This is a genomic window from Sulfurimonas sp. NWX79, assembly GCF_039667035.1.
GTDB lineage: Bacteria > Campylobacterota > Campylobacteria > Campylobacterales > Sulfurimonadaceae > Sulfurimonas > Sulfurimonas indica.
On the sequence record NZ_JALCZL010000009.1, the window covers coordinates 25,271 to 50,540 of the forward strand.

A 25,270-nucleotide genomic window follows, 5' to 3' on the forward strand; every position below is an offset into this window, starting at 1 on the left:
GAAATCATTAAAGGCTTTTTATTTGAAAGAGACAATTTTTATTATTGTTATTGGCGTAATTATATATTTGGGATTTTCTACTATTTTTGGCGAAACGGGACTTATAGGAAGTTATGGGGCTAGTTTTGCCCTTTATAATAGAGAATATTTCGGATATATTTCATTTGTTTATCTTTTTGTACTTTTATTTCCTTTGTACCATCTCTACAAATATACAAAATTTGAGTTTCGAGAAGCAGAGGTTCTCATTGCATCGTTTTTACTTTTTTTCTCTTTTTTACTTGCCCAAGGTTTGCTTATAGAAAATGAGTATAGAGGGAAGTTTGGTGCTGATTTTGTGGATTTTCTCTCACCATACATCGGACTTTTTGGCTTATGGGTGTTTTGGACTATTATCACTCTTGTGGCTGCTGTTATCTTATTGGATAAAAGCAGTGCTGAAATCATTCATCATCTATTTAAAGGTATTAAAAAAATTCAAAAAAAGGGAAAAACTGCTCCACAAAGTACAGTAGAAAAAGCAGAGAATCAAATACTTTCTCTTGATTTAGAAGAAGCGAAGCAGGAAAGTAGTGATGAGGCGGATGATGAAGACATAGTCAGTGAGATAGACAAGCCTGCATATTTACGAAAAGAAGAGAAACAAGAAGAGTTTACAATTAAAAAAGTTGCTCCTGCAATACAAGAGAGCAAAGAAGAGTCCAAAGAAGAAAAACCAAAAAATATTTTAGATGTGGCAAAAGAGCTAAAAGCGCACAAAAACACTGTAATTGTAGAAGAGTTAGAAGAGAATAAAAAACTGTTAGATACTTTAGAACAGGGTAAAGTTGCAAAACCGAAAAACTTCAAGCTTCCACCCTTAGACTTTTTACAAAAACCGCCAAAGACCTCACGCAGCATAGATGAAAATGAGCTTGATGACAAGATAAAGTATCTTATAGAAAAACTTGCTCACTTTAAAATTGACGGTGATGTTGTGCGTACCTATGCGGGACCAGTTGTTTCTACTTTTGAATTTAAACCTGCTGCAAATGTTAAGGTGAGTAAGATTCTAAACCTTCAAGATGACCTTGCTATGGCACTTTCAGCTGAGACTATCCGTATTCAGGCACCGATTCCCGGAAAAGATGTAGTAGGAATTGAGATACCAAACGAGAGTGTTGAGACAATCTATCTGCGTGAGCTCTTAGATGATAAACTTTTTAAAAATGCCGCTTCTCCACTTACTATCGCACTTGGAAAAGATATCGTCGGCAAACCTTTTGTGACCGATCTTAAAAAGCTTCCGCACCTGCTTATTGCAGGAACAACAGGAAGTGGAAAGAGTGTTGGTATCAATGCTATGATACTTTCACTTCTTTATAAAAACTCACCCGACCAGTTACGCCTGTTGATGATTGATCCTAAGATGCTGGAGTTCTCTATATATAATGATATTCCGCATCTGCTTACTCCTGTTATTACAAAACCAAAGCAGGCTATTGTTGCGCTTAATAACATGGTCGCAGAGATGGAACGTCGTTATGAGTTGATGGCAGAGAGCAGAACAAAAAATATCGAAAACTACAATGAGAAGGTCAAACGTGAGGGTGGGGAACATTTTCCTTACATTGTTGTGGTTATTGATGAACTAGCAGACCTCATGATGACAAGTGGAAAAGATGTTGAGATTTCCATTGCCAGACTTGCACAAAAATCACGTGCCTGCGGTATTCACTTGATTGTAGCAACACAAAGACCTTCTGTTGATGTTGTTACAGGACTTATTAAAGCAAACTTACCATCTCGAATCTCATATAGAGTAGGGCAAAAGGTTGATTCTAAGATCATCTTAGACCAAATGGGTGCTGAATCACTTCTTGGTCGTGGAGATATGCTCTTTACACCTCCGGGAGCTCCTGCTCTTGTACGCTTACATGCTCCTTGGGCTACAGAAGATGAGATAGAGAAGATTGTAGAGTTTATTAAGGTACAGCGTGAACCAAACTATGACAAAAGTTTTTTAGTTGAAGAGAGTGAAAATAGTGCTGGTTCTAATTCAAATGAGACCTATGAAGAATTAGATTCACTCTATGAAGAGGCTAAAAACGTAGTTCTTACTGATAGAAAAACATCTATCTCTTACCTACAGAGAAAACTGCAAATCGGCTACAATCGCTCTGCGCGTGTTATTGAACAACTTGAACATGAAGGAGTCCTCTCAGCTCCAAATGCAAAAGGTATTAGAGAGATACTCTAATGCCAAAGCCTCACTTTGTTTTTACAAAATTTCAAAATTCTTTTCGTGTACATATCCCAAATCTAGAAAAACTCAGTATTCCAGATATTCAAGCTATTGAAGCTTTTGTAACAAAGCGTAAAGGATATTTTGACTTTACTTCTTATAGCTTTGTTCTGCAAAAACGTTTGGAGTATGAAGAGTTTCAAAAGTTAGTAGAGCAGAGTGGATTAGATGTTAGTCTTGAAAACAAGTCTCTAGAGCTTGAAATAAAGCCAAGAGTAGGGTTCGGACAGTATAAAGGGGTCTATTATGATGAACTGCCTGATTCCTATCTATTATGGCTTAAAAACAACTATATGGGTAGAGAAAAAGCTTTTATAGAAGAAGAAATCAAAAATCGAAACTTATAATTGTTACTATTTTGCACATCTTTGAAATAAAATAAAATATTACTGTTTCTTAATGTAACACAGTGAAAAATGATAGCATTTCTTTAGATATAATATCCCAAATTTAACCAAACAGGAATAATTATGGGATTTAGAGAAGAATACGCAGCTCACGTAGCTGAAAGAGAAGCACTAGGTGTTCCTCCATTACCACTTACTGCAGAGCAAACTGTAGAAGTTATTGAATTTATTAAAACAGGTGAATTTGTAGAAGAGATGTTAGATCTTCTAGAAAACCGCGTATCTCCGGGTGTTGATGACGCTGCTTATGTTAAAGCTGCATTTTTAAACGAAGTTGCTTCTGAAGAGCATCACGTAGCTGCTATCTCTCCAGAAGAAGCTGTAAGAATGCTTGGAATGATGCTTGGTGGTTACAATGTTAAGCCACTTGTTAACGCATTAAGTTCTAAAAATGAAAAAGTTGTAGAAGCTGCAATCAAAGCACTTTCAGATACATTGCTAGTATATGATGCATTCAATGATGTTGAAGAGTTACACAAAGCTGGTAACAAAGCAGCTACAGCTGTACTTACTTCATGGGCAAATGCTGAGTGGTTCCTAAATAAACCAGAGTTAGCTGAAAAAATCACTGTTACTGTATTTAAGGTTCCAGGTGAAACAAATACTGATGACCTTTCACCGGCATCAGAAGCATTTACTCGTTCAGATATTCCACTTCATGCAAACTCTATGCTTACTGCTAAGATGGATGACCCAATCGGTACTATCAAAAAGCTTAAAGAAAAAGGTCATCCTGTTGCATATGTTGGTGATGTAGTAGGTACTGGTTCATCAAGAAAATCTGGTATCAACTCTGTACAATGGCATATGGGTGAAGATATTCCTGGTGTTCCAAACAAACGTACTGGTGGTGTTGTTCTTGGTGGAATCATTGCTCCTATCTTCTTCGCAACTGCAGAGGATTCAGGTGCACTTCCATTGGAACTTGATGTTACAAAAATGGAGATGGGTGATGTAATCGACATCTATCCATACAAAGGTGAAGCGCATAAAAACGGTGAGTGTATTGCAACATTCAGCCTTCGTCCTAACACTATCACAGATGAAGTTCGTGCAGGTGGACGTATTCCATTAATCATTGGTCGTGGTCTTACTTCTAAAGCACGCGGAGTTTTAGGTATGGGTTCAACTGATATCTTCTTAACAGCTGATCAACCAGCAGATACAGGTAAAGGGTATACTTTAGCTCAAAAAATGGTTGGTAAGGCTTGTGGTTTAGAGGGTGTTCGTCCAGGTATGTACTGTGAACCAGAAATGTCAACTGTTGGTTCTCAAGATACAACTGGTCCAATGACTCGTGATGAGATTAAAGAGCTTGCTGCACTTGGATTCAATGCTGACCTTGTACTTCAATCTTTCTGTCACACTGCTGCATATCCAAAACCAAGTGATGTGAAGATGCACCATACACTTCCTGACTTTATAGCTAACCGTTCTGGTGTTGCACTTCGTCCAGGGGACGGTGTTATTCACTCTTGGTTAAACAGAATGGTTCTTCCAGATACTGTTGGTACAGGTGCAGATAGCCATACACGTTTCCCTATTGGTATCTCTTTCCCTGGTGGTTCTGGAATCGTTGCATTTGCTGCAGTAACTGGTTCTATGCCACTTACTATGCCAGAGTCTGTTCTTGTAAGATTCAAAGGTGAAATGCAACCGGGTATCACACTTCGTGATCTTGTAAATGCTATTCCATACCAAGCGATTAAAGAGGGACTTCTTACAGTTGAGAAAAAAGGTAAGAAAAATATCTTCGCTGGTCGTATCTTAGAGATTGAAGGTTTACCAGATCTTAAAGCGGAACAAGCATTTGAGCTTTCTGATGCATCTGCTGAGCGTTCAGCTGCAGCGTGTACTGTAAAACTTAATAAAGAGCCTGTAATTGAGTACCTAAAATCAAATATCGTTCTTTTAGAGTCTATGATTGAAGCTGGTTATGAAGATCACAGAACTCTTGCTCGCCGTATTACAAAAATGGAAGAGTGGATTAAAAATCCAGAGTTAATGGAACCAGATACTGATGCAGAGTACGCAGCAGTAATTGAGATTGATCTTAATGAAATCACTGAGCCAATTTTAGCATGTCCAAATGATCCGGATGATGTTGCAACACTTTCAGAGGTACTTGCATCTGACAGACCTACAAAAATTGATGAAGTATTTGTTGGTTCTTGTATGACAAATATTGGTCACTACCGCGCACTTGGTGAAGTTCTTAAAGGTGAAGGTGCAGTTCCAACTCGTTTATGGGTTTGTCCTCCAACAAAAATGGATGAAAAGCAGCTTACTGAAGAGGGTTACTATGCATTATTTGGTGCAGCAGGTGCTCGTACTGAGATTCCTGGATGTTCTTTATGTATGGGTAACCAGGCACGTGTTGCTGATAATGCGATTGTATTCTCAACTTCAACACGTAACTTTGATAACCGTCTTGGTAAAGGTGCTCAGGTTTATCTTGGTTCTGCAGAGCTTGCAGCAGTATGTTCACTTCTTGGACGTATTCCAACAAAAGAAGAGTATTTAAATCTTACGAAGAAAATTCAAGGAAAAGAAGAAAATATCTATAAATATCTTAACTTCAACCTTATCGAAGATTATAAGTTAAACTAAATGCGCAGGGTCAAAACGGGCTAAACCCGTTTTGGCCAAGCTGAACTAAATTTCTACTCTTTTTTAATCTCTTATAATGTCATAATCTTCAGGAATATTTGGCATAAACTCTTTTTTATCTATCTCTCTGTTTTCCACTTGATTTGTAAAAGTTATTGTTACACTGTTTTCAAATTCATCTTTGTAAGCAATGGATGCAATGATGCCGTTTTTTGTCCGAATAATAAAAGTTGTGTTGTTGTATCGTGCAAGATATTTATCATCTGAGAGTTTTTTCGCATTTTTTATTAATTTGAAAAAATCAAAATTATTTCCTATCCTTTTAATGATTGCCTGTTCGAGCTCCGGTTCAACTATAATTGCCTGACCTTCTAGGATATAGACACTTTTTTGAATCGGTTTTGTGTAATTCCAAAGTGCATACTGCGGTTTTATCGCTTTTATATGGCCATAATAGAGAATGGTTTTGTTCTTGTCATCAACAATATTCTGTATGAAATCAGCTTCAAATGAGTTTATATTTTCTATATTTGCAAAAGAGGCTGTTGCTAAAAACAGAAGTAATAATTTTTCTTTCATATTTATCCTTATGAGAGAAATTATAGCAAATTTATAACAAACAGATGATTTATACTTTTTATTAGAATTAATGTGATAAAATGGGCGCGATTTTAACAATAAGGTTGCAAATGCTACAAGCATTAATGGGTAAGGTATTTGGTACAGCAAATGACCGTGAATTAAAAAAATATTTAAAAAAAGTAGAAAAAATCAATGCTCTTGAGAGTAAATATGAGTCTTTCAGTGATGATGAACTTAAAGCTTCATTTTTAGAGCTCAAAGATAGTGTTAACAGTGGTGAAAAAACTCTTGATGATGTACTTTTTGACTCTTTTGCAATAACACGTGAAGCTTCAAAGCGTATACTCGGCATGCGTCACTTTGATGTACAGCTTATCGGTGGTATGGTTCTTCATGATGGACGTATCGCAGAGATGAAAACAGGTGAGGGTAAGACACTTGTAGCAACACTGGCAATTACACTCAATGCTATGACAGGTAAGGGTGTTCATTTAGTAACAGTAAATGATTACCTCGCTTCTCGTGATGCAAAAGAGATGGGACCATTATATGAGTTCTTAGGTTATACAGTTGGAACAATTTTAGAAGATATGCATGACCCAGAAGAGAAAAAAGCAGCTTATGCAGCAGATATCACTTATGGAACAAATAATGAGTTTGGTTTTGATTATCTGCGTGATAATATGAGCTACTCAAAAGAGAATATGGTCCAACGTGGGCACAACTTTGTTATTGTTGATGAAGTTGACTCTATTTTAATCGATGAGGCAAGAACACCACTTATCATCTCTGGTCCTACAAATCGTAATATGCAGGATTATCTGCGTGCCAATGCAATTGCCCTGCAGCTTGAAAAAGAGAAAGATTTTACAGTTGATGAAAAAGACAAAGTAATTCTTATTACAGAAGAGGGAATCACTAAAGCTGAAAAACTTTTTGGTGTAGAAAACCTCTACAGTGCGGAAAACTCTTCACTCCCTCACGCACTTGACCAGGCACTCAAAGCAAACTATCTTTTTGAAAAAGATGTTGATTATGTTGTTAATGACGGTGAAGTTGTTATCGTTGATGAGTTTACAGGTCGTCTCAGTGAAGGACGTCGTTTTTCAGAAGGACTGCACCAGGCATTAGAGGCTAAAGAGGGTGTAGAAATTAAAGAAGAAACACAGACACTTGCAGATATTACTTTCCAGAACTACTTTAGAATGTATGATAAACTAGCAGGTATGACAGGTACTGCAGAGACTGAAGCAACAGAATTTGCACAGATTTACGGTCTTGATGTTGTCTCAATACCTACAAATATCCCTATTGCAAGAAAAGATCTTAATGATCTTATCTATAAAACAGAAGCTGAGAAGTTTGATGCAGTTATCGATACTATAAAAGAGCTGAGCAAAAAAGGACAACCAGTCCTCATTGGTACAGCTTCTATTGAAAAATCAGAAGTACTACATGAAATACTCAAGCGTGAAAAGATTGCCCATACAGTTCTTAATGCCAAAAATCATGCTCAAGAGGGTGAAATCATTAAGCATGCCGGTGCTAAAGGCGCTGTAACAATTGCTACGAATATGGCAGGACGTGGTGTTGACATTAAAGTTGATGATGAAGTAAAAGCTTTGGGTGGACTTTATATTATCGGTACAGAGCGTCATGAGAACCGTCGTATCGATAATCAGCTTCGTGGACGTTCCGGTCGTCAGGGTGATCCGGGTACGACACAGTTTTATCTCTCACTTGAAGATAATCTGCTTCGTATTTTTGGTTCAGACAAGATTAAAAATATTATGGAACGTTTAGGCGTTGAAGATGGCGAATATATCGAGTCTAAAATGGTTACTCGTGCAGTAGAGAAAGCTCAGAAGAAAGTTGAGAACATGCACTATGAAGGGCGTAAACAGATTGTAGAGTATGATGATGTTGCCAATGAGCAGAGAAAGATCGTCTACAAATTCAGAAATCAACTGCTTAGCGATGATTATGATATTGATGCTAAAATTGATGAGATTAGAGAAGAGTATGTTGCGCATCTCTTGGCACTCTCTGATATTTTTGAAGGTGCAGATCCAGAAGACTATAATCTTAAAAAATTAGCAGAACTTCTAAAAGAAGAGCTTAATTTCGATCTTGATACGACAGATCTAGAAGGCTTAGAGTATGAAGAGCTTTATACGAAAGTTGTAGAACTGTTAAAAACAGCTTATGATGAAAAAATGAGTGTACTTGATGAGAAAATCCGCCAAGACATAGAAAAAGAGTTCTACCTTAAAGAGCTTGATGATGCATGGCGTGAGCACCTTTATGCTATGGACAATATGAAAACAGGTATCCGTCTACGTGCATATAATCAAAAAGACCCACTTGTTGAGTATAAAAAAGAGAGTTTTAACCTCTTTAGCGAGCTAATCAATGATATCAAGTTCAATACGATCAGAACACTGCAAATTATCCAGTTTAAGATGGAGACAGCAGAAGAAGAAGCTGCTAGAATTGCAAAACAGCTTGAAGATGAAAAACGTGCTCAAGAGGCTTTAATGCGTCTCAATATGAGTGATGAAGATTCTGAAGATAGAATTGCAGGAACAACAAGGAAAAAGCCGGCAAGAAATGATCCTTGCCCATGTGGCAGTGGTAAAAAATATAAACAGTGCTGTGGAAAAAGCGGTCCTAAAAAAGGTGTTTTTGCCTCTTGAAAAAGAATATAGTCCCTTATCTTGTAAAAAGATTCCTTCGCTTTGATAAAGATCAACCTTTTATCTTTATCTCAGCACTTTTAGCATTTCTTGGTATTTCTATTGGCGTAACGGTTCTTCTTATTGCCATGGCACTTATGAACGGTTTTGATAATGAGTTTAAGAAGAAGCTGACCGTTATGAACTATCCTCTTACTATTATTCCAAAATTTTATGGCTCTGTTAACGAGGATCTGCTCATAGAGTTAGAATCAAAATTCCCAAATCTTAAATTCAGTCCTTATGTTCAATCATCCGTCATGGTAAAGAGTGGTTCAAATCTTGAAGGTGGTTATCTTTTTGGTGTTAACTTTAAAGATGAAGCCGGTGTCAACGAGATTTTGGCTAAGGCCATTAAAGATGTAAAGTTTAAGAAGTTTGATGTTTTAGTAGGGAAAAGTCTTAAAGATGAGTTTGATTTGGCTCTTAATGAAAAACTGATGTATATTTTTACAAGTGTGGAACCGGGTGGTCTTTCGGTTACACCAAAAATAAAACGATTTAAAGTGCGTTCTGTTTTTGATTCAGGACTTTCCGCTTATGATAAAGCCTATAGTTATACAACGATGGAGTCACTACAGCGAATTTTACATATGCCAAGCAATCAATATGATGGAATACATATCTATTCAAGTGATCCTCGTAAAGATATCAGACGCATTCAAAAAGAGTTACCAATGACTACTGTTGTTCGTGGTTGGTGGGAAGATAATGTAAACTTTTTTGCAGCATTAGAGATGGAAAAAGCATCACTTTTTATTGTTCTGATGCTTATTATTCTTATTGCCGCTATTAACATCATCTCATCACTACTTATGACTGTAATGAACAGAAGAGGGGAAATAGCGCTGCTTCTCTCTCTTGGTGCAACGACAAAAGAGATCAAAAAAGTATTTTTATATCTTGGTATTGTCATAGGTATCAGTGGTATCTTAGCAGGAATTGTATTTGGACTTGGTGGTATCTGGGTTCTTGGGACTTTTGATATCATACACTTGCCAAAAGATGTTTACCCAACATCAACACTGCCACTTGACTTAAGTATTCAAGACTTTTTTATGATAGTCAGCGGTGCATTTTTAATTGTTGTAGCCTCTGCCTATTATCCAGCTAAAAAAGCAAGCGAAGTAGATATTCTAACTGTTCTTAGAAATGAGTAACAACAGTTCTATTTTCTCTTGTCTTTTGAACTGTTATAATCATCGATATCCTTCATAATCTTATATGGTAGGGTTAATGTTCGTAAAATGATATTTAACGGTGCAACGGCAATATCACGTGCGAGCATTGTTTTTACATTTGGATCTGTTAACTTTCCTGTAACCTTCAATGTTGTTGAGATACTCTCTCCATCGAAGATAATATAACCTACTACAGGGACTTTTGAGAGGTTGCTGCCAAGATCGGTTTTAAGATTGAGTGTTAAGTCAATATTATCATACTTAACACTTGCTGTCCCTTTTCCTAAAATTTTAATCTCTTTAGAACCTATATAGATATCTGATATATCAAAAATATGATTTTTTGAGTGGAACTTCATATAAGCGTTGTCAATATGAAGTCCTTTTTTACTGTATCCCGGAAGGGAGAAGGTCGCCAAGGATGGTACTGTGTTAATGAAGGCTAGTATATTATTGAGAATAACATAGTCCTGAATTGTAGTGTTATTTATATAGAAAGTCCCTATATAATCATTAAATGTTCCACTCATAGAGAAATCCAGACTACCACCTTTAAACTTGGAGAGAGAAAGGAGCTTTTCCATAAACTTATCATTAAAATTATTTCCATAAAGATGAAACTTTTCTCCATCAAGTTTAAATCCGGCTTTTCCATTTGCATGAATCAGTTGAGCTGTCAATATACCCTGATAATATTGCAGGTTCATTCTGTCTGAGATAACATATCTGTTATTGCCAACATATAAATAAGAGTTTTCTGCCTCAAAAAAGACATCCAAAGGTTTTTGCAACTGTTTTGTTTTATTTTGCTCAGTAATTAATGCAATAAATTTAAGTAACTCCTCTATATTGATACCACTGTTGTTCATATTTATTTTGATGGTGTTAGAAATTTTAATATTGACACTCTTGTTTATTTTCAAGTAAAGATTTTGTTTTTTTGTAAGATAGCCTTCTATCTTGTAGCTACTGATAGCTTTTTCTTTATTGGTTAGCAGTTTGTATGGGTAGTTAATTGTTCCTTTAAACTTTGTATATTTGTCTTCATTTTGTTTGTAAAAACTGATTTTACCATTTGTAATGTTGTACTTTTTCAAAAATTGTGAATTTTTTGCAATGATATCAATAGAGTTTAGGTTGAGTACCCATCTGTCTTTTTTAAGAAGAAAGTCTGCATTTAACTCCTTAGAGGTTATTTTTATTTTTTCTTTTTCTTTTTTAATATCTAAAGCAAGTGTTGCTTTATTTGTATAGTATAAAATCTTTTTGTTTTTTGGATTTATAAGGATGAAATTGTCAAGCTTGACAGTAGCTTGTTTCTTTTTTATATCGAAATCTGCACTGAGATCAGTTTTAATGTATTTCCCAATATCTAAAACAGCATGATTGAGCATAATATTTTTTTTATTCATCTGCAAGGCTAAATTTTTAATCTTGTATTGAGAACCATTTACACTTAAAAAGATGTCATTGTGTGAAGTGAGATAGAGGTGCTTATCATAATGTAGATTCAATTCCGTGTTTGACTGACTAAGTTTAATACCTTGATATTTTAGTTTAAGCAGGTCAACTTTTAAATCTGCCTGGACTCTTTTGAGGTTTGCCTCTCCTGTTATGAAACCATCTGAAATATCTTCTATGGTAAAGTAAGAGGTTGGAATTGTCAACTGCAGTGTATTTAAATCAAATGGAAGCTCTAGAGGATCTAGTGTCATATGCAGTCCATTGATATACCATTGGGACTTTTCTACAACTATCTTATCTCCAGTAGGTGCGATTTTATAGGTTGCATACAGAGGCTTTTGTTTTGTATCAAGATGTTGATTTTTATCCAAAGCAATTTTTGTGAATTTGAAATTAATATCACCGAGTGCTTTTTTTGCATTGTATCGAACAGTAACATCTGCATCTGCAATCTCTCTGTAGTGGGCTTTCATACTTGTTATATCTATATCGTAGTTATTGAGTTTTATAAATGTGTCAGATATGTCAATATTGATCCCTAAGTAATCAAAATTTGCTTTTTTGGTAAAGAAACTACCTTGTGCATCGACTTTTATCGTTCTAAGATTGACAGCTATTGTCAAGTCTGTCTGCACTTTGCCGCTATGCTGTAAAAATGGCAGATCAATACCATAACTACTTAAGATATAAAGCATATCTTTGTTGAGCATACCATCAAAGAGAAGATGTAGTGTCAGTAGCTCCTGTGGCTTGGTAAAGTCGATTTTTAGCCAGCTTTTATGAAGATACATGCCATAAGAATAGGCTTCTTTTGGTCGAATAAAAAGTGTACCGTTTACAAACTCCAACTCTGTTCTTTGTGTATGAACAGCATCAAGTTTTGTATTGTAGGTATAGTTTAATTTATTTGCTGTTGCTTTAACATATATATGCTTGTATGCTGCAGGAAGGTCATTGTACTCTAGAAAGCCTTTAAATTTATGAATAGTCAAACTTGGTGCAGCTATTGCATCTATTGCCCAAAATTTTACCTCTTTTGGAAGAGGAAACAACGAGACTATCTCTTTAATATGTTCAATATCCTTATGTGATTGAATGGTATAGTCCAGTCGTTTTTTATCAGCGACTGCATAGAGTGTTAAATCTGCATCATTATTCATTAGTAGATGCAGTTTAGAGAAGATTTTCTTTGCTTCAGTATCTAAAATCAGATCTCCATGCATAGAGACTTTGTTATCAAGTGCTGAGAACTTATCAATGGTAAAAAGCAGATAGTGTTTGTGAAATTTAAAGTGTGAATCAAAATGCAAAGAAGGGGAGTTTGCGATAAGAAACCCCTTTTCCTTATTATTGTGTTTCAAAGAGAGTTTTAAATCAGCATATTGAAATTTTTCAATAACAACAGACTCAGTCAGAAGAAAAAAGCGAGAGGTTAACTTCAGGTATTTGCTGATATCTTTCATACCAACTCTACTGTTTGAGTTTTTAGACTTCTGAATATCAAGCTCTTCAATGGATATATTGAGTTTTTCATTCCATTTGATATAGATGTTTTTTATTGTAATGTTGGAAAAAGAAACATTATCTAGATATAATCCGTGTTGAAGAATTATAAAAGCTGCAATAAGTGATAGGAAAATGAAAGATAAAAAACTAACAATTGTGACATATGTTGTTGAAATTATACTAATAACTCTTTTATCTTTCATATACTACCTAGTTCAACCTATTAAAACCCCTAAAGTACTCTATATTCCCAAGGGTTCGATAAATCAAATTATATCACAATTACAAGATAAAAATTACGATGTTTGTAAACTTGATGCATTTATTTTACGATTTGTCGGAAGTCCCCAAAGCGGCTGGATAAATATGACAAAAGAGCTCAATACCAAAGCTGATTTTTTATATAAACTCACCACTGCAAAAGCGGCACTGCATGATATTACAATTATACCAGGAGAGACGACATATGTCTTTTTAGATCAATTAGCTAAAAACTTAGGTTTAGATAGAGTAAAGCTTCAAGAAGAGTTCGAAAAACAATCCCCTGTAAAAGAAGGGGTGTTTGTTCCCAATACCTATAAAATACCTGTCGGCATCTCAGAAAAAGAGTTGATCTCACTTTTATTGAAAATATCACTTAAAAAAATGAAGGCAATATCGATAAAAATTTTTGGTTCTTATAATGAAAAAAAATGGTTTCGATATATTGTTATCGCTTCTATTATTCAAAAAGAGTCGGCAAACAACAAAGAGATGCCACTTGTTAGCTCTGTTATCTATAACCGACTTAAAAATGGTATGAAATTACAGATGGACGGTACACTTAATTATGGGAAATATTCTCACACAAAAGTTACATCAAAAAGAATCAAGCAAGATAAATCAATCTATAATACCTATATATATAGTGGTCTTCCTACTGTTGCAATATGTAACGTCTCACAAGAGGCTGTAATGGCAGCAATCTTTCCGGCAAAAACAAATTATCTCTATTTTATGAAGTCCAAAAACGGAACACATGATTTCACATGTAACTATTCTACACATTTGCGCAATATAAAGCATGCTACAAAATGAAACATATAATAAATATAAGCCAATCTTTTGACAAGCTTAGCAAATATTACCTATCTTAGTGTTATGATTAATTTTGTAAATTTCATGAACTTGAAAGTATCATGAAAAAAATATTATTCACGAGGACACACAATGTCAAAAATTATTTGGTCAAAAATTGATGAAGCTCCGGCTTTGGCAACGTATTCACTTTTACCAATTGTAAACGCTTTTACTAAAGAAGCAGGTGTAGAAGTAGTTACTAGTGATATCTCACTAGCAGGTAGAGTTTTAGGTGCAATGGGCTTAGCTGAAGATGAATTATCTAAGTTAGGTGAGTTGGTTTTAAAACCTGAAGCTAACATTATTAAGCTTCCGAACATTTCAGCTTCTGTTGGTCAATTAAAAGACTGTATTGCTGAACTTCAATCTCAAGGTTATGATATTCCAAATTATCCTGAGAATCCGGCAAATGATGCAGAAAAAGAGATTCAAGCTAAATATAGTGTGTGTTTGGGTTCTGCAGTTAATCCAGTACTTCGTGAAGGTAACTCAGACAGACGTGCTGCACATGCTGTTAAAAAATACGCACAGAATCATCCACACAGATTAAAGCCTTTTGCTGAAAACTCAAAAGCATATGTGGCTCACATGGCTGGTGATGGTGATTTTTATGGTAATGAAAAATCAGTTACTATGGATAAAGCACAAAAAGTTACAATCGCTTTAAATGGTAAAGAATTAAAAACTATCGATGCACTTGAAGGCGAAATTCTTGATGGTACATTTATGTCTGCAAGCAAATTAAGAAGTTTTATTCAAAAAACTATTGATGAAGCGAAAGAAAAAGGTGTTATTTGGTCGATCCACCTTAAAGCTACGATGATGAAAATTTCTGACCCTATTATGTTCGGTCATGCATTTGAAGTGTTTTTCAAAGAAGTATTTGACAAATATGCAGATCTGTTTGCTGAGTTAGGTGTAAATCCAAACCTTGGTATGAGTGATTTAGAGAAAAAAATCGCTGGTCATGCTAAAGAAGCTGAAATCAAAGCAGCTTTCCAAGCAGTAGTTGATGCTGATGCACCAAGAATTGCTATGGTTGATTCTGACAAAGGTACAACAAACTTTAACGCTTCAAATGATGTTATCATTGATGCTTCAATGCCAGTTGTTGTACGTGAGGGTGGTAAGCAGTGGGATAGAACTGGTGCTGCTGATGAGTGTGTTGCTGTTATTCCAGACTCAACTTATGGAATGTTCCACCAGGAGATGGTGGCTGATTGTGTTAAAAACGGTCAATTTGATGTAACTACTATGGGTAACGTTTCAAACGTTGGTCTTATGGCTCAAAAAGCTGAAGAATATGGTTCTCACCCAACGACTTTTGAACTTGCTGAAGCTGGAACTGTAACTGTTACTGCTGAAGACGGTACAGTACTTATGAGTTTTGAGTGTGAAAAAGGTGATATCTGGAGAATGAGCCGCGCTAAAGATATCCCAATCAAAGACTGGGTTCGTTTAGCAGTAGAGCGTGCAAAACTTACAGGTAATCCTGCTGTTTTCTGGTTAGATGAAAATCGTGCACACGATGCTGAGATGATTAAAAAAGTAAACAAATACCTTAAAGATCATGATACAACAGGTCTTGATATTAAAATCATGGATGTTGCATCTGCTACAAGATATACTAATGAGAGAGTCAGAGCTGGTAAAGACACTATCTCTGTAACTGGTAACGTGCTTCGTGATCACCTAACTGATATGTACCCAATCTTAGAGCTTGGAACATCTGCAAAAATGCTTTCAATCGTTCCACTTTTAGCTGGTGGTGGTCTTTTTGAAACTGGTGCCGGCGGTTCTGCTCCAAAACACGTTGATCAATTCTTAGAGTGTGGTCACCTTAGATGGGATTCACTTGGTGAATTCTTGGCACTTGCTGAGTCACTGAGAATGATCTATCAAAAAACTGAAGATTCTAAAATTGGTGCATTAACAGAAGGTCTTGATAAAGCAAATGAAGGTTACCTAGATAACGATAAAGCTCCAAGTAGAAAATGTGGTGAAGCTGATAATAAAGCGTCGCATTACTGGGTAGCACGTTACTGGGCTGAAGCTCTTAGTACACAAACTGCAGACAGTGCACTTTCTGAAAAATTCACTCCAGTTGCAGAAGAACTTATTAAAAATGAAGAGAAAATCATCTCTGAACTTTTAGCAGCAGAAGGTAAACCTCAAGATATTGGTGGATATTTCCATCCAGATGATGCAAAAGCTGAAAAAGCTATGCGTCCATCTGCAACACTAAACGCTATTATTGACACTATATAGTCTTTAATACCTATGTACCTTTTTTAGGTGCATAGCCTCACTTTCTATATGGATTACTATATAGTAAACTATATAAAAGGTGAAATGTATTCTCACCTTAAAATGATGCTTAGTATACTTAAGTGTTATGTGTTCGCACATACTGTTTAAGTGTATCTAAAATAGGTATCATAGTATTTAATATGAAGGAGTGTGTATGAGTCAAGGAAAAAGAGTAGGGATAGTAGGTGCTGGTAATGTTGGTGCAACAGTAGCTTACTCTCTTGCGATGCTCGGATCTTGTCATGAAATTATTCTTCGTGATAACAAAATAGATGTAGCAAAAGGAAAAGCACTTGATATGAGTCAGGCTGCATCAGCTGTAAGAAGCCATACTGTTGTAAGTGTAGCAGAAGAGATGAGTGATCTTGTTGACTGTGATGTTGTTGTGGTCACTGCAGGAAGCCCAAGACTTCCAGGTATGAGTAGAGACGATCTTTTAATGATTAATGCAAAAATCACAAAAGAGGTTATTCAAGGAATCGCAAAATATTCTCCAAATGCAATTGTAATTATGGTTTCAAATCCTCTTGATGCCATGACATATGTAGCGCTAAAAGAGAGTGGATTTGACAGAAGTCGTGTAATTGGAATGGCTGGTATATTAGACAGCTCACGTATGGCTGCATTTATCCAGGAAAAACTTGGATATGGTGGAGGTCAAATTCGTGCTTCTGTTATGGGTGGTCATGGTGATGACATGGTTCCACTTCCAAGATATTCTACGGTTGCAGGTGTTCCACTTTCAGACGTTCTCACGCAAGATGAAATCGATGAAATAGTGGATAGAACACGTCATGGTGGTGCTGAGATTGTAGGATATCTAAAAACTGGTTCAGCATATTATGCACCGGCAAAATCAACTGCAATTATGGTAGATGCGATTTTAAAAGATACAAAACAGATTCATCCGTGTGCTGTTTGTTTAGAAGGTGAGTACGGTTACAATGATGTTGTTTCTGGTGTTCCGGTTATGCTTGGAGCAAAAGGGGCAGAGAAGATCATCGAAGTAACACTAGATGAAAAAGAAAAAGCAATGTTCGCACAATCATGTGGATCTGTTCAAACATTGATTGATACATTAAACAAAAACAATTTTTTTGAAGGAAAGTAATTGATGAAAACTCGTATAGAAAAAGATACTATGGGAGAGATTGAAGTTCCTGTTGATGTTTACTGGGCTGCGCAAACGCAAAGAAGTATCCAAAACTTCAAAATCGGTGAAGAAAAAATGCCATATGAGATTACTCGCGCATTTTCTTACCTAAAAAAAGCAGTAGCACTTGTAAACAAAGACCTTGGAAAACTTGATGCTGCAAAAGCAGATGCCATTGCACAAGCTGCTGATGATATGTTAGCTGGCAAACTTGACGGCAACTACCCACTTGTTGTTTGGCAGACAGGTTCAGGTACACAGTCAAATATGAACAACAATGAAGTTCTTGCAAACCGTGCTACTGAGATTCTTGGTGGTGACTTTAGAAAAGAGAAACTTGTTCACCCTAATGATGATGTAAACAAATCCCAATCTTCAAATGACACATACCCGACTGCACTTCATGTTGCAGCTGTTATTGCTGTTGAAGAACAACTTCTTCCTGCAATCGCAAAACTTAAAGCTACACTACAAGCAAAAAGTGAAGAGTTCGCACACATTGTAAAGATTGGTCGTACGCACCTTCAAGATGCAACACCTCTTACACTTGGTCAAGAAATTTCTGGTTGGGTTGAAATGCTAAACAAATCTGAGAAGATGGCAAAAGATTCACTTGAGGCTGTGCGTGAGCTTGCTCTTGGTGGTACAGCTGTTGGAACAGGACTTAATGCTCACCCAGAACTTGGCGAAAGAGTTGCGAAAAAATTGAGTGAACTCACAGGACATGATTTTATCACTGCTCCAAATAAATTTCACGCACTCACTTCTCATGATGCTCTTGTATATGCTCACGGAGCACTCAAAGCACTTGCAGCAGATATGATGAAAATAGCTAATGATGTAAGATGGTTGGCATCAGGTCCACGTTGTGGAATAGGGGAGATTGAGATTCCTGCAAATGAGCCGGGTTCTTCAATTATGCCAGGAAAAGTAAACCCTACACAATCTGAAGCTGTAACTATGGTTGCATGTCAAGTTATGGGAAATGATGCGACTATCGGTTTTGCAGCATCACAGGGTAACTTCGAACTAAATGTATTTAAACCGGTTATCGCATATAACTTTTTACAATCAGTAAGACTGTTAAGTGATTCGATTGTTTCATTTAATGATCATGCTGCAGTTGGTATTAAGCCGGTTGAAGAAAAAATTGATTATTTCTTACATAATTCATTAATGCTTGTAACTGCATTGAATCCATACATTGGATATGAAAATGCTGCAAAAATTGCAAAAACAGCACATGCAAACAACTCAACACTCAAAGAGACGGCTATTGAGCTTGGTCTTTTAACTGCTGAGCAGTTTGATGAGTATGTTAAACCAGAAGAGATGATTGCGCCAAAAGCGTAACCACCCAACTTAAAATAAGGAGAATAGATGAATATACATGAGTATCAGGCAAAACAGATTTTTGCTAAGTATGGTGTGCCTACACCAAAGGGTAAAATTGCTCATACAGTTGAAGAAGCTGTAGAGAACGCAAAAGAGTTAGGTGGTCCTATTTGGGTTGTTAAAGCACAGATTCACGCAGGTGGTCGTGGACTTGGTGGTGGTGTTAAGCTTGCTAAATCTTTAGATGAAGTAAGAGAGCTTGCAGATGAGATTCTTGGAATGACACTTATCACACACCAAACAGGACCAGAAGGTAAACTTGTACAAAAAGTTTACATTGAAGATGGTGCGGACATCCAAGATGAGCTTTATCTTTCAGTTGTTCTTGACCGTGCTGCTGAGATGCCAATTATCATGGCTTCTACAGAGGGTGGTATGGATATTGAGACTGTTGCTGAGAAGACTCCAGAGAAAATTATCAAAGTTCAAGTGGATCCGTCAATTGGTTTTCAAGGTTTCCATGGTCGCGAATTAGTATTTGGTCTTGGAATCACAGACAAAGTACAACAAAAGAATATGATTGACTTTGCTAAAAAACTTTATACACTATATATGGAAAATGATGCAGAGATGATTGAAATCAATCCACTTATCAGAACAGGTGAGGGTGAATTTATCGCACTTGACGGTAAAATGGGATTTGATGATTCAGCTCTTGGACGTCACCCGGATATCGAAGCGATGAGAGACTTAAGTGAAGAAGATCCAGATGAGCGAGAAGCTGGTAAATATGGTCTTTCATACATTGCACTTGATGGTGAAATCGGTTGTATGGTAAATGGTGCAGGGCTTGCAATGGGTACTATGGATACAATTAACTACATGGGTGGTACACCTGCAAACTTCCTTGATGTTGGTGGAAGTGCAAATGCAGAGACTGTTGCAAAAGGTTTTGAGATTATTCTTAAGAATCCAAATGTAAAAGCTATCTTTGTAAATATCTTTGGTGGAATCGTTCGTTGTGATCGTATCGCTAACGGAATTTTAGAAGCTACAAAACTTGTAGATGTTCATGTTCCTGTTATCGTTCGTCTTGATGGTACAAATGCACCAGAGGCAGCAGAGATTCTTAAAAATGCAAATATTAAAAATGTTATTCCTGCAACAGATTTAGCAGATGGTGCTGCAAAAGCAGTAGCTGCAGCGAAAGGAGAGTTATAAGAGATGTCTATTTTAGTAAATAAAGATACAAAAGTAATCGTTCAAGGCTTTACAGGTAAAGAGGGTTCTTTCCACGCTGAGCAATGTCTTGATTATGGTACAAATATCGTTGGTGGTGTTACACCAAATAAGGGTGGTCAAGAACACTTAGGTAAGCCGGTTTTCAATACTGTTAAAGAAGCTGTTGATACAACTGGTGCAACTGTTTCTATGATTTTCGTTCCACCTGCATTCGTTGCGGATGCTGTAATGGAAGCTGCAGATGCTGGAATCGAGCTTGCAGTAATCATCACGGAAGGTGCTCCTGTACGTGATATGATGTATGCAAAACAGTATGCTACAAAACATAATATGAAAACAATTGGGCCAAACTGTCCTGGTATCATCACTGCAGAAGAGTGTAAAATCGGAATTATGCCTGGTATGATTTTCAAAAAAGGTAATGTTGGTCTTATCTCTAAATCTGGTACACTTACTTATGAAGGTGCAAACCAAGTTGTAAAAGAGGGTTATGGAATTACTACTGCTGTTGGTATTGGTGGAGACCCGATTATCGGTCTTTCATACAAGCAAATCTTACCAATGTTTGAAGCAGATCCAGAGACTGAGGCAATCGTAATGATTGGTGAAATCGGTGGGGATCTTGAGATTCAAGCGGCAAAATTGATTAAAGAGCAGATCACTAAACCTGTTGTTGCTTTCATTGCAGGTCAAACTGCACCAAAAGGGAAACGTATGGGTCACGCTGGAGCAATCATTTCTGGAAGCGCTGGTACAGCCAAAGAGAAAATGGAAGCATTAGAAGCTGCAGGTGTTAAAGTTGTAGTTTCACCTGCTGAAATCGGTAAAGCTGTAGCGGAAGTTCTGGCTAAAAAATAGTTTTTTAGCTTGTGTGAGCCTCATAAAGTAACATTCTTGTTATTTTATGAGGCGTTAATAGCACATTTTAGAATAGAATTATAGAAACTAAGATACTCTTTAAAAATAAAGAGTAGTATGTAAATTTTAAATTTACATCTTAAAAATAGGAGAATAAATGGGAACTTTTAAAACTGAAAACCCAGGTGATCAACCTGTATGGGTGAACACAAACAACTGTAAAGCATGTGATATCTGTGTATCAGTATGTCCTTCAGGTGTACTTGGAATGATTTACGATCCAACATCAACTCTTGGTGCGATGATCTCTATCGATTATCCAGATGCATGTATCGGTTGTAACGAGTGTGAGCTTACATGTCCAGACTTTGCTATCTATGTTGCAGATAGAAAAGAGCTAAAAGCAGCTGGAAAAAGCTTTGCAAAATTAACTGATGAAGCAAAAGAGCGTCAAGCTGCAATTATTGCAAACAACTATATGTCGCTGAAACAAAAAGGAGCTAAATAATGAGAGAAGTAATCTCAACAGGTAATGAATTAGCTGCAAAAGCTGCAGTAGAAGCAGGGGCGAGATTCTTTGGTGGGTATCCAATTACTCCATCTTCAGAAGTAATGCACGAGTCTTCAGACCTTCTACCAAAAGTAGGTGGTGTTTGTATTCAAATGGAAGATGAAATTGCTGGTATTTCAGCTGCACTTGGTGCTTCAATGACAGGTGTAAAGTCTTATACTGCAACATCAGGTCCTGGTATCTCACTAAAAGCAGAACAAATCGGACTTGGGTTCATCGCTGAAATTCCATTGGTAATTATCAATGTTATGCGTGGTGGTCCTTCAACTGGTCTTCCAACTCGTGTATCTCAGGCAGATATCGGTCAAGCTCAGTATCCAACTCATGGTGACTATGCTTCGATTACTTTATGTGCAGGTTCTCTAACTGAGTGTTATACGCAAACTGTACGTGCATTTAACTTGGCTGAAAAGTATATGACTCCAGTTTTCATGCTTTTAGATGAAACTATCGGCCATATGCATGGTAAAGCAGATCTTCCAGATATCGAAGAGATAGAAGCATCTATCGTAGATCGTGAAAAATTTCATGGAGATCCATCAGACTATAAACCATACAGAGCTGAGATGAACAAACCAGCAGTACTTAACCCAATGTTTGAAGGTTACAAGTATCATATTACTGGTCTTCACCATGGTGATGAAGGTTTCCCAACTGAAGATGCAGAGCAGTGTGAATTCAACATCGAGCGTTTAGTTGGTAAAATCAATACTGTTCACTTAGAAAATGGTGGACTTGATGATCTTCCAGATTATGAAGAGATTGATTTAGATGATGCAGATGTATGTATTATTGCATACGGTTCAATTGCACTTGGTGCTTACGAAGCTGTTAAAAAGCTAAGAAGTGAAGGTATTAAAGCGGGTCTATTTAGACCAATTATGTTATGGCCAAGCCCAATTAAAAGATTAGAAGAGCTTGGAAAAAAATTTGAAAACAGAATTATGGTTACTGAGCTTAATATGGGTCAATACTCAAAAGAGATTGAGCGTGTAATTAAACGTAACGATTTTACAACGCTATTAAAAGCAAATGGTCGCCCAATCGCACCTGCTGAAATGGTAGCAAAAGTTAAGGAGATGATGTAATGGCATTTAATTATGATAAGTATTTACGTGTAAACAAAATGCCGACACTTTGGTGTTGGGGTTGTGGTGATGGAGTTATCTTAAAAGCTACTATCCGTGCTATTGAGAAGATGGGATGGGATATGAAAGATGTTTGTATCGTATCTGGTATTGGATGTTCAGGACGTTTTTCTTCATATATTGACTGTAACACTGTTCATACTACACACGGTCGTACAGTTGCATATGCGACTGGTATCAAACTTGCAAAACCACATGCACATGTAATTGTTGTTGCAGGTGACGGTGATGGTCTTGCTATCGGTGGTAACCACACTATTCACGGTTGTAGAAGAAATATTGATTTAAACTTTATTTTAATCAATAACTTCATCTATGGTCTTACAAACTCACAAACTTCTCCTACTACACCACGTGGTATGTGGACAGTTTCTCAAAAGAACGGTAATATTGACCCAACTTTTGATGCTTGTCAACTTGCTATCGGTGCTGGAGCATCTTTTGTTGCTCGTGAGTCTATGACAGATCCTAAAAAACTTGAAAAAATCCTTGTTAAAGGCTTTTCTCACAAAGGTTTCTCGTTCTTAGATATTTTCTCTAACTGCCATATCAACCTTGGTCGTAAAAACAAAATGGCTAATGCAATGGAAAACCTTGCGTGGATTGACAATATTACTTTACCTCTTAAAAAATGGGAAGCACTTTCTGAAGAAGAGAGACTTAATATTTTCCCAACTGGTGTACTAAGAGAAGTTGAACAAGAAGAGTACTGTGAAATGTATGCTGAAATTCAAAAAGCTGCACAGGGACAACGTGCTAAAATTTCTCAAGATGACTTTGAGAAAAAAATATAAGTAAGGAGTTATAAATGAGACATACTTTAAGATTTACTGGTGTTGGTGGACAGGGTGTTCTACTCGCTGGTGAGATTATGGCTGCTTGTAAGATTAAAAATGGTGGCTTTGGTCTAAAAACTGCTACTTATACTTCTCAAGTTCGTGGTGGTGCAACAGTTGTTGATATCACTCTTGATGATGATGAGATTCGTTACCCATATGCAAATGAAGGTGAAATTGACTTTATGCTTTCAGTTGCTGATGTTTCATATCAACAATTTAAAAATGGTGTAAAACTAGGTGGAATCATCGTAGTTGATCCAAATCTTGTTCATCCAACTGATGAAGATAGAAAAAAATGGACTATCCATGAGATTCCAATTATTACTATTGCAAAAGAAGAGGTTGGTAATGTTATTACTCAATCTGTTGTTGCTCTTGCAATTACAAACACAATGACTGGTGTTCTTCCTGAACAATCTTTAGTTGAGACAATGCTTTCAAAGGTTCCAGCAAAAGTTCATGAAGCAAATAAAAAAGCTTATGCACTTGGTAAAGCATATGCTCTCAAAGCAATGGATTAATCTTTATTTTTTTGCTTTAAATAAAAGAAAAAGGGTGGCTAAAAAACTAATAGCCACCCTCTTTTTTAAAACATAGTTAATATTAAATAATATCTATACTTTTATACTTTCCCAGAAGAAATCCACATGCTTTTCAAACTGTGTAGACAAAGCATTTGTTGACTGTGAATCAAACCGCAGCAGTGTAACTTGTAATCTAATGTAGAATAGGGTGCTAATAAACTCATATGAGCTCAACATCGGATCACCAGAACGAATAAGACCGTTTTGCATCATTGTAAAAAAGCCTTCAGAAAGAACTTTTATGTTTTTATCATGAAATTCACTCATAAACTGCTCTCTAAGCTCTCTGTTTTGCATAAGCTCTATCATTAGTAAGCGAAACATGTTCTCGTTACTCTTATCAAAAGTAAGCATCTTATACTGCATTGTAAATTTTTGTAAAAAAGGCTTTCCACGAAGAGCCAATTCTGTAATCTCTTGCGATGAAAGAGAGAAGGGCGAAGAAAAAATCCCTTTTGCTACCTCTAAAAATATCTCCTCTTTATTTGTGAAATGGTTATATAAAGCACTCTCTCTTATACCAACTTCCTTTGCTATCTTTCTTACACTTGCACCTCGATAGCCTAGCTGCGAAAAGAGGGTAGTTGCTACTTTCAAGATCTTCTCTTTTGTCTTATTACCCTTTCCTTGTTCCCTATTTTGTGGCATTTCTCGCTCCTTTTTGTATGAACATTTGTTAATTTGCAGAATATTATATATGAACACTTGTTAATACTTTCTTAAGCAAAAATGAACAGTTGTTCTTTTTCTTATTTCTCTATATGAACGACTGTTCTGTATTCTGTTTTTAATTAAATGATTTATTCTGTATAATTTCATTTAGGTATAGGAGATAGTGACTTGAGGGTAACTTCTCAAGAGGAAAGTCCGAGCTGCCGTAAGACAATGTTCCATTTAACGAATGGCCGTAGCAATACGAGGGAAAGTGCAACAGAAACGAGACTTCTGCTTTTTCTCTGACTTTTCAGGAAAAAAGTAGTAAAGGTGAAACGGTGGTGTAAGAGACCACCAGTCTTTGTGGCAACACAGAGAGCTTGTAAACCCAACATGGCAGCAAGAAGCAGATGGTTAGCGTCTTACAGTGCTATTGCTTTGCTAGAGGCATATTGTAAAATATGCAGTAGATTAATGCTATCAATACAAAACTCGGCTTATCCTATGCCTGTAAATCAAATTATAAAAGTTCTTGAAAATACTCACAAACAAAACAATAGTAATCAAAAAGAGCTCTCTAAATATATAAGAACTAAATGGAGTCCGCAACTTATTATTATTGGCAGAGGAGCAAGATAATTTTTTCAAGAGAATTTACATTATGTTAACCAATAAGAATTTATAACAT

18 protein-coding genes and 1 other RNA gene are annotated in these 25,270 nt (G+C 36.4%); 16 read left to right on the plus strand and 3 right to left on the minus strand.

All coding sequences use genetic code 11. The features are described 5' to 3' along the window. The first annotated feature begins 22 nt into the window (after positions 1-22). The 3 genes from MNY27_RS05435 to acnB all read left to right on the plus strand — a co-directional run bounded on the left by MNY27_RS05435 (position 23) and on the right by acnB (position 5,301). Complete coding sequence (locus tag MNY27_RS05435) at positions 23-2,239, plus strand: DNA translocase FtsK 4TM domain-containing protein (protein ID WP_152184931.1); 2,217 nt, start codon at positions 23-25, stop codon at positions 2,237-2,239. Beyond that, positions 2,239-2,631, plus strand: a complete 393-nt coding sequence (locus tag MNY27_RS05440) for a DUF3820 family protein (protein WP_152184932.1) — start codon at positions 2,239-2,241, stop codon at positions 2,629-2,631. The genes MNY27_RS05435 and MNY27_RS05440 overlap by 1 nt, the downstream gene beginning before the upstream one ends. A 123-nt stretch (positions 2,632-2,754) precedes the next feature. Further along, on the plus strand, positions 2,755-5,301 hold the full coding sequence (gene acnB, locus MNY27_RS05445; RefSeq protein WP_152184933.1) for a bifunctional aconitate hydratase 2/2-methylisocitrate dehydratase: 2,547 nt from the start codon (positions 2,755-2,757) through the stop codon (positions 5,299-5,301). A 63-nt stretch (positions 5,302-5,364) separates the two neighbouring features. Here the strand turns inward: acnB and lolA are convergent, their stop codons facing one another. Beyond that, on the minus strand, positions 5,365-5,880 hold the full coding sequence (gene lolA, locus MNY27_RS05450) for a LolA-like outer membrane lipoprotein chaperone (RefSeq protein WP_152184934.1): 516 nt from the start codon (positions 5,878-5,880) through the stop codon (positions 5,365-5,367). Positions 5,881-5,990: 110 nt separating this feature from the next. Here lolA and secA point away from each other — a divergent pair, with 110 nt between their 5' ends. Then, entirely contained in the window at positions 5,991-8,579 is a 2,589-nt protein-coding gene (secA, locus tag MNY27_RS05455; protein ID WP_346391959.1) for a preprotein translocase subunit SecA, read from the plus strand. After that, positions 8,576-9,778 (plus strand): ABC transporter permease, encoded by a 1,203-nt coding sequence (locus tag MNY27_RS05460; RefSeq protein ID WP_152184704.1) that lies wholly within the window; start codon positions 8,576-8,578, stop codon positions 9,776-9,778. Before secA ends, MNY27_RS05460 begins: the two co-directional genes overlap by 4 nt. An 8-nt stretch (positions 9,779-9,786) precedes the next feature. Here MNY27_RS05460 and MNY27_RS05465 read toward each other — a convergent pair whose 3' ends face one another. Then, on the minus strand, positions 9,787-12,972 hold the full coding sequence (locus MNY27_RS05465; protein ID WP_346391960.1) for an AsmA-like C-terminal domain-containing protein: 3,186 nt from the start codon (positions 12,970-12,972) through the stop codon (positions 9,787-9,789). Here MNY27_RS05465 and mltG point away from each other — a divergent pair. The 10 genes from mltG (at position 12,902) to MNY27_RS05515 (ending at position 23,865) form a co-directional block, all read left to right on the plus strand. After that, positions 12,902-13,846: an endolytic transglycosylase MltG gene (gene mltG / locus MNY27_RS05470; protein ID WP_152184702.1), complete on the plus strand. Its 945-nt coding sequence runs from the start codon at positions 12,902-12,904 to the stop codon at positions 13,844-13,846. The genes MNY27_RS05465 and mltG overlap by 71 nt on opposite strands. 132 nt (positions 13,847-13,978) lie before the next feature. Continuing rightward, the gene (locus MNY27_RS05475) at positions 13,979-16,156 is read left to right on the plus strand and encodes an NADP-dependent isocitrate dehydrogenase (RefSeq protein WP_152184701.1); all 2,178 of its coding nucleotides are present in this window, start codon (positions 13,979-13,981) and stop codon (positions 16,154-16,156) included. 196 nt (positions 16,157-16,352) lie between these two features. Next, complete coding sequence (mdh, locus tag MNY27_RS05480) at positions 16,353-17,309, plus strand: malate dehydrogenase (RefSeq protein WP_152184700.1); 957 nt, start codon at positions 16,353-16,355, stop codon at positions 17,307-17,309. A gap of 3 nt (positions 17,310-17,312) precedes the next feature. Beyond that, entirely contained in the window at positions 17,313-18,704 is a 1,392-nt protein-coding gene (gene fumC / locus MNY27_RS05485) for a class II fumarate hydratase (RefSeq protein WP_152184699.1), read from the plus strand. Between the two features lie 27 nt (positions 18,705-18,731). After that, the gene (gene sucC, locus MNY27_RS05490) at positions 18,732-19,907 is read left to right on the plus strand and encodes an ADP-forming succinate--CoA ligase subunit beta (RefSeq protein ID WP_152184698.1); all 1,176 of its coding nucleotides are present in this window, start codon (positions 18,732-18,734) and stop codon (positions 19,905-19,907) included. A 3-nt stretch (positions 19,908-19,910) separates the two neighbouring features. Beyond that, entirely contained in the window at positions 19,911-20,786 is an 876-nt protein-coding gene (sucD, locus tag MNY27_RS05495) for a succinate--CoA ligase subunit alpha (protein ID WP_152184697.1), read from the plus strand. 157 nt (positions 20,787-20,943) lie between these two features. After that, complete coding sequence (locus MNY27_RS05500; protein ID WP_152184696.1) at positions 20,944-21,294, plus strand: 4Fe-4S binding protein; 351 nt, start codon at positions 20,944-20,946, stop codon at positions 21,292-21,294. Continuing rightward, positions 21,291-22,445 carry a 2-oxoglutarate synthase subunit alpha gene (locus tag MNY27_RS05505; protein ID WP_152184695.1) on the plus strand — a complete coding sequence of 385 codons (1,155 nt, stop codon included), beginning with the start codon at positions 21,291-21,293 and terminating at the stop codon, positions 22,443-22,445. Before MNY27_RS05500 ends, MNY27_RS05505 begins: the two co-directional genes overlap by 4 nt. Then, complete coding sequence (locus MNY27_RS05510; RefSeq protein WP_152184694.1) at positions 22,445-23,299, plus strand: 2-oxoglutarate ferredoxin oxidoreductase subunit beta; 855 nt, start codon at positions 22,445-22,447, stop codon at positions 23,297-23,299. Before MNY27_RS05505 ends, MNY27_RS05510 begins: the two co-directional genes overlap by 1 nt. A 14-nt stretch (positions 23,300-23,313) precedes the next feature. Next, positions 23,314-23,865, plus strand: coding sequence for a 2-oxoacid:acceptor oxidoreductase family protein (locus tag MNY27_RS05515; protein ID WP_152184693.1), 552 nt, complete (start codon positions 23,314-23,316; stop codon positions 23,863-23,865). Between the two features lie 93 nt (positions 23,866-23,958). Here MNY27_RS05515 and MNY27_RS05520 read toward each other — a convergent pair whose 3' ends face one another. Then, positions 23,959-24,576 carry a TetR/AcrR family transcriptional regulator gene (locus MNY27_RS05520; protein ID WP_152184692.1) on the minus strand — a complete coding sequence of 206 codons (618 nt, stop codon included), beginning with the start codon at positions 24,574-24,576 and terminating at the stop codon, positions 23,959-23,961. A 172-nt stretch (positions 24,577-24,748) separates the two neighbouring features. On the opposite strand from MNY27_RS05520, the gene rnpB reads away from it, so the two are divergent. Next, positions 24,749-25,097: RNase P RNA component class A (rnpB, locus tag MNY27_RS05525), an RNA gene on the plus strand. Positions 25,098-25,270 lie beyond the last annotated feature (173 nt).